This window comes from Kiloniellales bacterium (assembly GCA_030066685.1).
Lineage (GTDB): Bacteria > Pseudomonadota > Alphaproteobacteria > Kiloniellales > JAKSBE01 > JAKSBE01.
This window is the reverse complement of sequence record JASJBF010000057.1, coordinates 1-12,457: the sequence shown is the minus strand read 5'-3', so window position 1 is coordinate 12,457 and position 12,457 is coordinate 1. Positions and strand designations below refer to the sequence as shown.

The window sequence follows — 12,457 nt, the reverse complement described above, 5'->3', positions numbered from 1 at the left end:
AGGATGGTAACCGGCGGATGAAGCTCAATCCTGAGCTCCTGCTGCGGGCTTACGCCATCGGGATCTTCCCCATGGCGGAGAGTCGCGACGACCCCGTGGTCCACTGGATCGATCCCGACAACCGAGGCGTCCTGCCTCTCGAGAAGTTCCACATCCCGCGGCGGCTGAAACGCCGGGTGCGGCGCCAGGACTTCGACGTGCGCTGCAACTCTGCCTTCGACGAGGTGATCGCGGGCTGCGCCGAGCCCGGGCTCAACCGCCCGGACACCTGGATCAATCGGACGATCGAGGGGCTCTACACCGAACTGCACCACATGGGATTCGCCCATTCGATCGAATGCTGGCGGGACGGCCAGCTGGTCGGCGGGCTCTACGGCGTGTCCTTGGGCGCGGCCTTCTTCGGGGAGAGCATGTTCAGCCGGGAATCCGAAGCGAGCAAGGTTGCCTTGGTGCACTTGGTCCTGCGCCTGATCAAGGGCGGCTACAGCCTGCTCGACACCCAGTTCACGACGCCGCACTTGCGGCAGTTCGGGGCCGTCGAGCTGCCCCGCGAGGAGTACAAGATGCGCCTGGCTCAGGCGCTCTCGGTCACCGCTCAGTTCCCGGTGGTACTCGATGCCGCCGAGCTGGACGTGCTCTTGCAGTCGATCACCCAGACGTCGTAGACCGGGTGCTCGACGGCCGAGAGCGCCGGCGAGGAGGCGAACATCCAGCCCGTGAAGATCGGCGCCGAGGGGGAATCCGGACGGACCTCGGTGATCTCCAGGAAGGCCGCGCGCTCCGGCGGCTCCTCAGGCGGCGTCTTGTGGCAGGTCCGGGCAATGATCTCGAAGGTACCGAAGCGGACGATCTGGTCGATCGGCGCCTCGAAGGTCGAGATCCGGGCGGTGATCTTGTCCAGGCCCTGAAGCACGGCGATCTCGGCCGCGGCCGCGGGCGCGGCCAGGCCGGCCAGCAGGACCGGCAGCATCAGGCGCGCCAGACGCATCTCAGGCACCGTCTCCGGCCCGGTCGTCCTCGGGCGCCTTGTCGCGGTAGGGATTGGCGAGGGAATCGACCAGCAGGTGGAGGACGTTGCGGATCTGCGCCTCGTCGCAGCCGATCAAGATACCGTCCTCCAGGGCGTCCTGGGCCATCTCTCGAAGCTCTTCGAGGTTCTCGTTCAGCACCTTGATCTTCTCGATGCAGGACACCGGCACGCCGTCTGGCTGGAGCCAGGTCGGGAAGTCGAAGTCTTGATCCTTCTCCGCCGCCAAGGGGGCGATCCTCCTTTTGATCCCGAATTCCGAGGCCTGAGCCGAGACTTAGGCAGAAGCCGCCGAATCTGCAAGCCCGCCGGAGGCTAAGACCGGCTTGCGGGCCGAGAAGCGCAGGCGGACGTAGTCCGCGGTCCAGCGCCCTTCGGCGTCGCAGAGGGTCGGCCGCAGCGCCTCGCAAACCTCCGCGGCCAGCTCTGCGCGCGCCGCGGCCGGCACCAGCTTGAGAAAGGTCTCGGCGAAGGTCTCCAGCCATTCGGCCATGGGGCCCGGCAGCGGGGTCGGCCGGTCGATCAGCGCAATGCTCCGGACCTCGAAGCCGCGGGCTTCGAGGCGCCCGCGATAGTCCTCGGGGGTGGGAAAATACCAGGGGTTGACCGCCCGGCCGTCGACGCCGCGGCGGTCCAGCGCCACCAGCAGCGCGGACGTGATCCCGGCGACGTTGCCGGCGCCGCCCATCTCCCCGACGAAGCGCCCGCCGGGCTTGAGGGCCCGCCAGACCCCGTCGATGACCGCATCCGCCCTGCGCATCCAGTGCAGGGCCGCGTTCGAAAAGACCGCGTCGAAGGCGGCTTCGAAATCCAGCGCTTCGCCGTCGGCCTGACGGGCGTCGATGCCGCGCGTCTGCGCCGCGGCGACCTGCTCGGCACTGCCGTCGACGCCGACGACCACGGCGCCAGCGGCGATCAGGGCCTCGGTCAGGGCGCCGTCGCCGCAGCCGAGATCGAGGATCGCCTCGCCCGGCTGGGGCGCGAGCAGCTCGACCAAGGGCGCGCCGAGGTCGGCCACGAAGCGCGCGTTGCGGGCGTAGCGCTCGGGATCCCAGCGCTGGCCGGAAGAGGTATCGCCGGCCGCGGGGCTCACTGCTGACCGCCGCTTTCGCCGGCACCGCCGGCCGCGCTGCCATCGCCGGACTCGCCGCCGTCTGTCGTGCTGAAGAACAGCCTGGTCGCGAGGTCGATGATGTTGATCGCGCCCTGGGTGTACTCGATCGAGCCGCCGGGCGCGATGCTCTCGATTTCGCCGCCGGGCTCCAGCTCGACGAAATTGCCGCCCAGCAGACCGTCAGGGATGATCCGTGCCGAGGTGTCCAGCGGCAGCTCGAGGTCGCCCTGGATGGTCATGGTTACGACGGCCGAGAAGGTCTCGGGATCGAGCGACTGGCGCGTCACCGTGCCGATCTTGACCCCGCTCATCCGGACATCGGTCCCGGGCGAGAGCCCCGAGGCGTTCTCGAAGCGGGCCGAGACCTCGTAGCCGGTCACGGGACTGACCCCGGCGCTGGTGAAGGCGAAACCCACGAAGAACACCGCCACGATCAGCACGACGCCGCCCATCACGGTTTCGATGATGTTCCTCTGCATGACTCTACTCCGGATGCCAGTCAGTGGGTCCGGCTAACGCCGGTCGGCAGGGACGCCTCTGGTTGCGACGGTCACTCCGGTCGCCAGGGCTCGTAGTCTCCGGTGGCCCGGTCCCGGCGGCCCCCGCTCAGCGTGTGGCCCGGTGGGCGATAGGCCTGGTCGGTGCCGGTCAGGTTGGGTTGGTGGTCCTTCTGCCAGGGCCGCTTCGCCGGCCCGCCGGCCGGCGGCACCTCGTCCGTGGTGTGATGCAGCCAGGCGTGCCATTCCGGCGGCACCCGGCTGGCCTCGGCCTCGCCGTCGTAGAGCACCCAGCGCCGCTCCTTGCGGATGCTGTCGGGATGGACCCGGCCGCCGCCCTTCTCGCGGAAATAGCGGTTCCCTTCCCCGTCCTTGCCGACCTCTTCGCCGCGCAGCCAGGTGTGGAGAAGCGTACCGAGCGTATTCCGTGCCATAGCCCTTTGGTCCAGCAGATTTTGGCCGGCGCGACTATTGCACCTCCGCTCCCGCCCGTCCAGACGCTGCGTCCGGGGAGGACTGGGCCCGCCGGCGGCGGACTGGACAGCGCCCGGAGTGCGCCCGATAGTGGCGCCATGCCCGATTTCTGGCGAGATTCCGGCTATCACTTGTTGCGGCAGGACGCCGAGTCCGGCCGCCTGGCGGTGACCGACGCCTTCCTGGCCGCCTATTTTCGGCGCCCGGAGATTCGTCCGGTCGAAGAGTCCTGTGCCGCCGAGATCGCTTTGCACCGTAGCCTCCTGGCCAACCCGCGCGAGGCCGTCTCCAAGGCCCGCTTGGCCGAGCTCGCCGACCCGGACGCCCGAGAGAACTACGAGGTCGTGCTCGGCTTCCGCGACCGCCTGGTTCGGGCCGGCACGATCGAGGCCGCCTACGCCCGGATCTTCGCCGAGTCGGGCGGCAGCATGCCGAAGGGGGTCCCGGTGCCGCCCCTGTTCCTCGACCAGCTCGCCCACGTCATCGCACGAGCCTTGCTGGAGGGCTGCGAGGACGGCCTGAGAGCGCGGGCTGCCGAACTGCTGTTCCGCGAGCAGCAGGTGACCATCAACGACGGTCACATCATGGCCGCGGACGCCGAGACGGTGGAGATGTATGCCTCCACCGGCGGCTTCGGCGACCTGGGCCGCCTCGTGGTCGAGGCGCAGACCCCCTTGCGCCGGGTCGACCTCGAGGTCATCGACGAGGCCAACGCCGCGCTCTACTGGTCGCGCGACCAACGCCACGACCTGGTCCTCAACCTGAACTTTGCCGGCGCCGGGCTCGACGCGCTCTGCCGGGTCCTCGAGGCCTGGGTGCGGCGCTTCCACGAGGTCGAGGTCAGCCTGCAGCCGGTCCAGGAGATCCGCGACGAGAAATGGGCCTGGCACCTCGGTCTCGACGCCGAGGGCTCGCGCCTGCTCAACGACCTCTACAACGGGGTCGAGGTCGGCGAGGCCCGCCTGGCCCGCCTGCTCTCGCTGTTCCGCCTCGACTTCAAGGACCCCGGCGCGATGCGCTCCGAGCTCGCCGGCCGCCCGGTCTATCTGGCGCTCTGCATGTCGGAGAGCGGCCGGCTGAAGCTCAAGCCGCAGAATCTCCTGGTCAACCTGCCGCTTGCCAGACCCGCCTGATTCCCACGGGATTTCGGGCGAATTTGCCGCGAGGGCAAGCTTATCCTTAATGGAAAAGCAGGGCCGAGCGGCTACACCTTATGGCCTAATGCGAGATCAGAGACCATGAGTGAGATCGGGCAGACCCGGGAGCGCGGCATCGGCCGCGCCGACCCCTGGATCGCTGGGCTGCTTCTCGCCCTGGCAGCGGCGGTCTCCTTTGCCAGCATCCCGACCTTGGCCCGGCTTGCCTACGACGGCGGCAGCGATCCCCTGACCGTGGCCTTCATGCGCTACCTCATGGGCAGCCTGGCGCTGGTCATGATGATCCTGATGTTCCGGCGCCCGATCCTGCTGCCGCGCAAGGCTTGGCCCCTTACCGCCTTGGTCACCCTGTCCTGGTTCGTCACCAACGTCAGCTACCTGGCGGCAGTTTTCTACCTGCCGGTCGGTCTGGCCTGCCTGCTGCTCTACTGCTTCCCCTTCCTCGCCGCCCTTCTGGTGCCGCTGTCCGGCGCCGGCGCCCTGGGCGGCCGGCGGCTCGGCGCGGCGCTTCTCGCCCTGATCGGGCTCGGGCTCGCCGTGGCCACGGTCTACGCCGACCTCGACCCCCAGGGCCTGCTTTTCGCCCTGCTGGCGGCGGCGGGCGCCAGCGTGACGGTGCTGGTCAGCCGACGGCTGGCCGGGCTGCACGACGTCTTCTCGATCACCGTCTACGTCAACCTGGGCGGCGCCCTTCTGCTGGCCGCGGCGCTGACGCTCCTAGGCGGCTTCAGCCTGCCCTACGCCTTCACCGGCTGGGCCGGGCTGGTCGGCGCCAGCGCCTTCTACGCCGTCGCCATCGTCGTCCAGTTCGCCGCCATGGGCCTGTCCTGCCCGGGCCGGCTGGGCCTGGTCTCCTACGCCGAGCCCCTGCTGACCATCGCCATCGCCGCGGTGATCCTGGGCGAGCTTCTCGCCCCCCTGCAGTTCCTGGGCGCCCTCATCGTCACCGCAGCCCTGGTGCTGCTGGCCTGGCAGCCGCAGGCCGAGACTCGAGGGAAAGTCGCCACTACATCTAGGGACTAATCCCGATATCCGCTTCATTAACCACAAAATCTGGTGACACTATCTAGATTTTGTGGTTAGCTTCCTCCTCATCACGAGACCTGCCTTGGATCCCTGTTCGGGCGAGATTCTGGGCCGCAATGGCCCCGAGTCCCTTGGGGGTGGAGTCCTGGCGAGGCCGGTCTCGCGCGCAGGCAGCAGTCATCGAGAAGGGGGTCACATGCGGATCAGGCGACACTTCACCGAGGACGGCAAGGATGTCTACGAGACCATCCCTTTCCGCAAGACGTCGAGCGAGATCCGCAACCCCGACGGCTCGGTGGTGTTCCAGCAGTCGGACATCGAGGTGCCAACAGACTGGAGCCAAGTCGCCTGTGACATCCTGGCCCAGAAGTACTTCCGCAAGCGCGGCATTCCGGCCAAGCTGAAGCGTGTCGAGGAGGACGGCGTCCCGACCTGGCTCTGGCGCTCCGAGCCGGCCCCCAGGCGCGGCAAGGCGGCCAAGGAGCCGGCGGAGGGTGGCGAGACCTCGGCCAAGCAGGTCTTCGACCGCCTGGCCGGGACCTGGGCCTACTGGGGCTGGAAGGGCGGCTACTTCGACCAGGAGGAGGACGCCCGCGCCTACTACGACGAGATGCGCTTCATGCTGGCCCGCCAGATGGCCGCGCCCAACTCGCCGCAGTGGTTCAACACCGGCCTCAACTGGGCCTACGGCATCGACGGCCCCAGCCAGGGCCACTACTACGTCGACTTCCAGAGCGGCAAGCTGACCAAGGCGGCCTCGGCCTACGAGCACCCGCAGCCGCACGCCTGCTTCATCCAGTCGGTCGGCGACGACCTGGTCAACGAGAACGGGATCATGGACCTCTGGGTCCGCGAGGCGCGGTTGTTCAAGTACGGCTCGGGCACCGGGACCAACTTCTCGCGCCTGCGCGGCGAGGGCGAGCCGCTGAGCGGCGGCGGCCGCTCCTCGGGCCTGATGAGCTTCCTGAAGATCGGCGACCGGGCCGCCGGCGCGATCAAGTCGGGCGGCACGACCCGCCGCGCCGCGAAGATGGTGACCGTCGACGTCGACCATCCCGACATCCTCGACTACATCAACTGGAAGGCCGTCGAGGAGCAGAAGGTCGCGGCCCTGGTCGCCGGCTCCAAGCTCTGCAGCAAGCACCTGAACGCGGTGATCCAGGCCTGCCACGCGGCACCCGATGCCGGCGAGCCGGAGGCCGCCTTCGACGTCAAGCGGAACCCGAAGCTCAAGGCGGCGGTGCGCGAAGCGCGCAAGGCCAAGGTGCCGGACAACTACATCCAGCGGGTCGTCCAGTTTGCGCGCCAGGGCGCCACCTCGATCCAGTTCCGGACCTACGACACGGACTGGGATTCCGAAGCCTATCTGACCGTCTCGGGCCAGAACTCCAACAACTCGGTGCGCCTGACCAACGCGTTTCTGGAGGCGGTCGAGGGCGGGGGCACCTGGAACCTGGTCCGCCGCACCGACGGTAAGGTCGCCGACAGCCTGCCGGCCGAGCAGCTCTGGGACCAGATCGCCGAGGCCGCCTGGTCCTGCGCCGACCCGGGCGTCCAGTTCGACACCACGATCAACGAGTGGCACACCTGCCCGCAGTCGGGCCGGATTAACGCCTCCAATCCCTGTTCGGAGTACATGTTCCTGGACGACACGGCCTGCAACCTGGCGTCTTTGAACCTGATGACCTTCCTGGGCAAGGACGGCCGCTTCGAGATCGAGGCCTACCGCCACGCCACCCGGCTCTGGACCCTGACTCTCGAGATCTCGGTCCTGATGGCCCAGTTCCCCTCCAAGGCCATCGCCGAGAAGTCCTACGCGTTCCGCACCCTGGGCCTTGGCTACGCCAACCTGGGCGGCCTCTTGATGGCCGGCGGGCTGAGCTACGACTCCGACGCCGGGCGGGCGATGGCCGCCGCCTTGACCGCGATCCTGACCGGCGACGCCTATGCCGCCTCGGCCGAGATGGCCGGCGAGCTGGGCGCCTTCCCGGGCTATGCCGAGAACCGCGAGGCCATGCTGCGGGTGATCCGCAACCACCGCCGTGCCGCGCACGGCGAGGAGGAGGGCTACGAGGGCCTTTCGATCGCCCCGGTGGCCCTGGACGGCGAGGCCTGCCCGGATCCGGCGCTGGTCTCGGCCGCTTGCGAGGCCTGGGACGAGGCCCTGCGCCTCGGCGCGGCGCAGGGCTACCGCAACGCCCAGACCAGCGTCATCGCGCCGACCGGAACCATCGGCCTGGTCATGGACTGCGACACCACGGGCATCGAGCCCGACTTCGCCCTGGTCAAGTTCAAGAAGCTGGCCGGCGGCGGCTACTTCAAGATCATCAACCGCACGGTCCCGGTCGCGCTCAAGACCCTGGGCTACAACGAGACGCGGATCGAGGAGATCATCCGCTACGCGGTCGGCCACGGCACCCTGAAGGACGCGCCGGGGGTGAACCACGCGGCGCTGATCCAGAAGGGCTTCACCCAGGCGAGCCTGGACGCCGTGGAGGCCAGCCTGGGCAGCGCCTTCGACATCAAGTTCGCCTTCAACAAGTGGACCCTGGGCGAGGACTTCTGCACCAAGCACCTGGGCTTCAGCGCCGAGCAGCTCGACGACATGGCCTTCGACATGCTCGCCGCCCTGGGCTTCACCAGGGAGCAGGTCGAGGCCGCCAACACCTACTGCTGCGGGGCCATGACCCTGGAAGGCGCACCGCACCTCAAGGCGGAGCACCTGCCGGTCTTCGACTGCGCCAACCCTTGCGGGCGGATCGGCAAGCGCTACCTCTCGGTCGGCAGCCACATCGAGATGATGGCGGCGGCCCAGCCCTTCATCTCCGGGGCGATCTCCAAGACCATCAACATGCCCAACCACGCGACGGTCGAGGACTGCAAGGACGCCTACCGGCAGTCCTGGAAGCTGGGCCTCAAGGCCAACGCGCTCTACCGCGACGGCTCCAAGCTGTCGCAGCCGCTCTCGGCGGCCCTGCTGGAGAACGATGGCGAGGCGGCCGAGGACTTGGCCGAGGCCATCGCCGAGGCGCCGGCCGCGGCCCGCGCCGAGATCGTCGCCGAGCGGGTCATCGAACGCATCGTCGAGCGGGTCACCGAGCGCGCCCGCCTGCCCGAACGGCGCAAGGGCTACACCCAGAAGGCGATCGTCGGCGGCCACAAGGTCTATCTCCGGACCGGCGAGTACGAGGACGGCCGCCTGGGCGAGATCTTCGTCGACATGCACAAGGAAGGCGCCGCCTTCCGCAGTCTGATGAACAACTTCGCCATCGCGATCTCGATCGGGCTGCAGTACGGCGTGCCGCTGGAGGAGTACGTCGAGGCCTTCACCTTCACCCGCTTCGAGCCCTCGGGCATGGTCGAAGGCAACGACGCCATCAAGATGGCGACCTCGATCATTGACTACATCTTCCGGGAGCTGGCGATCTCCTACCTGGGCCGCAACGACCTGGCCCACGTCGAGCCCAACGACCTGCTGCCCGACAGCGTGGGCCGCGGGGACGAGGAGGGCGAGCTGCCCGAGGCGGAGCGCGAGGCGGTCGCGGAGACCGTGCGCCGCATCGCCTCCAACGGCTACGTCCGCAACCAGCTGATCGTCTTGAACGGCGGCGGCAACGGCGCGACGGCCCTCAAGGCCGAGGCGTCGGGCGCCGCCACCTCAGAGCTCGCCGGCGCAGGGGGCTCCGCCGAAGCCCTTGCCGTCGAGACCGTAGTCACCGAGACCGTGGATATCCGGCTCGAGCGCGTCCGTGAAGCGCGCCTCAAGGGTTACGAAGGTGACCCTTGCGAAGGCTGCGGCAATTTCACACTGGTGCGCAACGGGACCTGCATGAAGTGCGTGACCTGCGGCGCCACCAGCGGCTGCTCATGAGGAGCGGTGGAAGTCGCGCGCAGGCAAGCGCGCCCTATCCGACGACTCATGTCTGAGTTCTCCCTGTGACCTTGGGGCGGGCGGCGGTCCGCCCCCCTTTTTGGGCCACCCTCCCCTCGCCTCGCTTGTCCGGTTTCCGGCCTGCGGATAAGCTCGGCGCGGTCTCGGGAACACGCTGCCGACAGGGAGGACGAAGCGACATGGCCGGAGCGATCGACGCGCGCCTTGAGGAACTGGGGATCGAGCTGCCGGAGGCGGCCGCCCCGGCCGCCAACTACGTGCCCTACGTGGTCTCCGGCAAGCAGGTCTTCGTGGCCGGGCAGATCACCATCCACAACGGCGAGATCCAGTACGTCGGCAAGCTGGGCCGCGACTACGGGGTCGAGGAGGGCCAGGCGGCGGCGCGGCTCTGCGCCCTCAACATCATCGCCCAGGTCAAGGCGGCCTGCGGCGGCGAGCTGGACCGGGTGGTGCGCTGCCTGCGCCTGGGCGGCTTTGTCAACTCGACGGCCGATTTCACCGACCAGCCCGAAGTCGTCAACGGCGCTTCCAACCTGATGGTCGAGGTCTTCAGCGACAAGGGCAAGCACTCCCGGGCCGCGGTCTCGGCGGCCTCCCTGCCCAGGGGCGTCGCGGTCGAAGTCGACGCGATCTTCGAGATCGACTGAGCGGCGAAGGGGAAGGTGCCGGCGAAAAGTTCATCGCCCGGCGCGGGAAGCCCGGCCGGCAGTCTGCTAAGATCCACTTCTCCTTTCGCGGCGTAGGTCTGAGTAGCGGCAGGCGCGCCGCGGCGAAGGGCAGGAGGAGCACGCAAAGGCATGCCGGACGGACGCGAGCCCGCCGCGATCAAGGTCCTGACCGGGATCGACGAGGTGCCGGCGGCGGCCTGGGACGCCTGCGCCGGAACCGAAAACCCCTTCGTCAGCCACGCCTTCCTCTCCGCCCTGGAGGACAGCGGCTCGGTCGGCCAGGAGGCCGGCTGGCTGCCGCAGCACCTGGCCTATCACGGCGAGGACGGCCGCTTGCTCGGCTGCCTGCCGCTCTACCTCAAGAGCCATTCCTACGGCGAGTACGTCTTCGACTGGGCCTGGGCCGACGCCTACGAGCGGGCCGGCGGCCGTTATTACCCTAAGCTACAGTCCAGCGTACCCTTCACGCCGGTGACCGGGCCGCGGCTGCTGGTCCATCCCGAGGCGGACTGGCGGCAGACCGCCGGGACCCTGGCCGGGGCCATGGCCGAGCTGGCGCGGCAGCTCAAGATTTCCTCGGCCCACATCACCTTCCCGACCCTGAAGGAGTGGTCATTGCTCGGGGACCTCGGGATGCTGCAGCGGCGCGGCCTGCAGTACCGATGGGACAACCGCGGCTACGAGGACTTCGACGGCTTCCTCGCCGCCCTGGCCTCGCGCAAGCGAAAGGCGATCCGGAAGGAGCGCCGCGAGGCCGAGGCCTGCGGCCTGACCATCACGCGGCGCTGCGGCGACGACATCGGGCCCCGGCACTGGGACGCCTTCTACCGCTTTTACATCGCGACGAGCGAGCGCAAATGGGGCCATCCCTACCTGACCCGGGACTTCTTTCGCCGGCTCGGCGCGACCCTGGGCGAGAAGGTCGTCCTGGTCCTGGCCGAGGACGAGGGCCGGCCGGTCGCCGGCGCCCTTAACCTGCGCGGCGCCGACACGCTCTACGGCCGCAACTGGGGCTGCCTGGGCCGCTTCAAGTTCCTGCACTTCGAGCTCTGCTATTACCAGGCCATCGACCACGCGATCCGTGAAGGCCTGCAGCACGTCGAAGCCGGCGCCCAGGGCGAGCACAAGATCCAACGCGGCTACCTGCCGGTCGAGACCTACAGCGCCCACTGGATCGCCGACGGCGGCTTCCGCCAGGCGGTCGAGGACTTCCTCCAGCGCGAGGGCCGGGCGATCTCCCACGAGGCCCGCGCCCTCGCCGGCGAAGGCCCCTACCGCAAGGACGGCTGCGGCTGACGCCGGGCGCGGCTATTCGGCCCCCCAGGCGCGCAGAACGGCGTCGGCCGAAACCTCCTCCAAGGGCCGGCGCGGCGCGGGCACCCCATCGTCGATCAGGGCCGGGAAGAGGACCTCGGCCAAGTCCCCGGTCCGTTGCAAAAGGCCGCGGGCCCGGGTTTGCGGGTCGGCGAGCAGCTCCTCCGCCTCCAGGACCGGCTGCCAGCAGCAATCGACGGGCCCGAGCAGCGCCTGCCATTTGGCGAGGCTCTCAGTTCCAAAAAGGGCGGCGACCTCGGCAATCAGGTCGTCTTGGGGCAGGGCCTCGGCCTGCCGGGCGATCCAGTCGGGCCGCTCGACCGCCGCGCAGAAGGCGGCCCAGAACTTCGGCTCCAGGGCGCCCAGGGTGACGAAGCGGCCGTCGGCGGTGGCGTAGATCCCGTAGCAGGCGGCGCCGCCGTTCAGCAGGTCCCGGCCCCGGGTCATGGGCCGGCCGCGCAAGGCGGCCGTGAGCTGGCCGCCCTGCCAAGCCAGCACCGTCTCGGCCAGGCTGACGTCCAGGAAGGCCCCTTCCCCGCTCCGCTCGCGCCGCAGCAGGGCCGCCAGGATCGCGATCACCGCCTGCAGGGCGCCGGCGTGGTCGGCCACCGGCGGATGGGCGATCGTCGGCCGCGCTGCGCTGCCCGAGGTCGCCAGGCCACCGCTCCAGGCCAGGTAGTTCAGGTCGTGGCCGCCCTTTTCGGCATAGGGCCCGGTCTGGCCGTAGCCGGAGAGCGCGCAGTGGACCAGCCGCGGGTTCAAGGTCGCCAAGGCCGTGCGGTCGAAGCCGAGGCGAGCCAGCATGCCGGGCCGATAGGACTCCAGCAGCACGTCCGCCGCCGTGATCAGGTCGCCGAAGGCCGCCCGCCCGGCCGCGACCTTGAGGTCGATCCGGACCACCCGCTTTCCGGCGTTGACCAGCTTGTAGTAGGCGGAGACCCCGTCCGGGTCCGGCGGGCCGATGCCGCGCATGGGATCGCCGCCCGGCGGTTCGACCTTAACCACCTCGGCGCCGAGGTCGGCCAGGATCTGGCCGGCGAAGGGCCCCGGCAGGTACTGCGAGAGGTCGACGACGCGATATCCGGCGAGACAATCGGAGGTCATCTTGTGCCCGGCCGCTCAAATCGCCTTGCGCCCCTCGCCAGCGCAAGCGCGCCACGGTCTCGTCCTATTCGACGAGGACGGGGAGCTTTGTCTTTGGCTTTCCGGGCTTGCGCGGGCGGCGGGGCTTTCCGGGGCCGCGCTTGCCCTTGGGGCTGCCGCCGTTGCCCTTGTTCTCGGGGAAGCC

The 12,457-nt window shown here is 69.3% G+C and carries 12 protein-coding genes; 6 read left to right on the top strand and 6 right to left on the bottom strand.

What is annotated here, in order from left to right:
- The first annotated feature begins 17 nt into the window (after positions 1-17).
- On the top strand, positions 18-665 hold the full coding sequence (aat, locus tag QNJ30_26705; protein MDJ0947058.1) for a leucyl/phenylalanyl-tRNA--protein transferase: 648 nt from the start codon (positions 18-20) through the stop codon (positions 663-665).
- On the opposite strand, the gene QNJ30_26700 is transcribed toward aat, so the two are convergent.
- The 5 genes from QNJ30_26700 to QNJ30_26680 form a co-directional block, all read right to left on the bottom strand.
- Positions 596-988, bottom strand: coding sequence for a DUF2155 domain-containing protein (locus QNJ30_26700; protein ID MDJ0947057.1), 393 nt, complete (start codon positions 986-988; stop codon positions 596-598). The genes aat and QNJ30_26700 overlap by 70 nt on opposite strands.
- Position 989: 1 nt before the next feature.
- Positions 990-1,256 carry a hypothetical protein gene (locus QNJ30_26695; protein MDJ0947056.1) on the bottom strand — a complete coding sequence of 89 codons (267 nt, stop codon included), beginning with the start codon at positions 1,254-1,256 and terminating at the stop codon, positions 990-992.
- Between the two features lie 48 nt (positions 1,257-1,304).
- The gene (locus QNJ30_26690; protein MDJ0947055.1) at positions 1,305-2,120 is read right to left on the bottom strand and encodes a class I SAM-dependent methyltransferase; all 816 of its coding nucleotides are present in this window, start codon (positions 2,118-2,120) and stop codon (positions 1,305-1,307) included.
- A complete protein-coding gene (mlaD, locus tag QNJ30_26685) occupies positions 2,117-2,620 on the bottom strand; it encodes an outer membrane lipid asymmetry maintenance protein MlaD (protein MDJ0947054.1) in 504 nt (167 codons plus the stop codon). Before mlaD ends, QNJ30_26690 begins: the two co-directional genes overlap by 4 nt.
- Positions 2,621-2,691: 71 nt before the next feature.
- Entirely contained in the window at positions 2,692-3,072 is a 381-nt protein-coding gene (locus QNJ30_26680; protein MDJ0947053.1) for an NADH:ubiquinone oxidoreductase subunit NDUFA12, read from the bottom strand.
- A 138-nt stretch (positions 3,073-3,210) separates the two neighbouring features.
- On the opposite strand from QNJ30_26680, the gene QNJ30_26675 reads away from it, so the two are divergent.
- The 5 genes from QNJ30_26675 to QNJ30_26655 all read left to right on the top strand — a co-directional run bounded on the left by QNJ30_26675 (position 3,211) and on the right by QNJ30_26655 (position 11,151).
- A complete protein-coding gene (locus QNJ30_26675; protein ID MDJ0947052.1) occupies positions 3,211-4,245 on the top strand; it encodes a DUF6352 family protein in 1,035 nt (344 codons plus the stop codon).
- A 105-nt stretch (positions 4,246-4,350) separates the two neighbouring features.
- On the top strand, positions 4,351-5,292 hold the full coding sequence (locus tag QNJ30_26670; GenBank protein MDJ0947051.1) for a DMT family transporter: 942 nt from the start codon (positions 4,351-4,353) through the stop codon (positions 5,290-5,292).
- 199 nt (positions 5,293-5,491) lie between these two features.
- Positions 5,492-9,166: a vitamin B12-dependent ribonucleotide reductase gene (locus tag QNJ30_26665; protein MDJ0947050.1), complete on the top strand. Its 3,675-nt coding sequence runs from the start codon at positions 5,492-5,494 to the stop codon at positions 9,164-9,166.
- A gap of 200 nt (positions 9,167-9,366) precedes the next feature.
- On the top strand, positions 9,367-9,834 hold the full coding sequence (locus QNJ30_26660) for a RidA family protein (GenBank protein MDJ0947049.1): 468 nt from the start codon (positions 9,367-9,369) through the stop codon (positions 9,832-9,834).
- A gap of 150 nt (positions 9,835-9,984) precedes the next feature.
- Positions 9,985-11,151: a GNAT family N-acetyltransferase gene (locus tag QNJ30_26655; GenBank protein ID MDJ0947048.1), complete on the top strand. Its 1,167-nt coding sequence runs from the start codon at positions 9,985-9,987 to the stop codon at positions 11,149-11,151.
- A gap of 12 nt (positions 11,152-11,163) precedes the next feature.
- Here the strand turns inward: QNJ30_26655 and QNJ30_26650 are convergent, their stop codons facing one another.
- Complete coding sequence (locus QNJ30_26650; protein ID MDJ0947047.1) at positions 11,164-12,273, bottom strand: CoA transferase; 1,110 nt, start codon at positions 12,271-12,273, stop codon at positions 11,164-11,166.
- Positions 12,274-12,457: the final 184 nt, after the last annotated feature.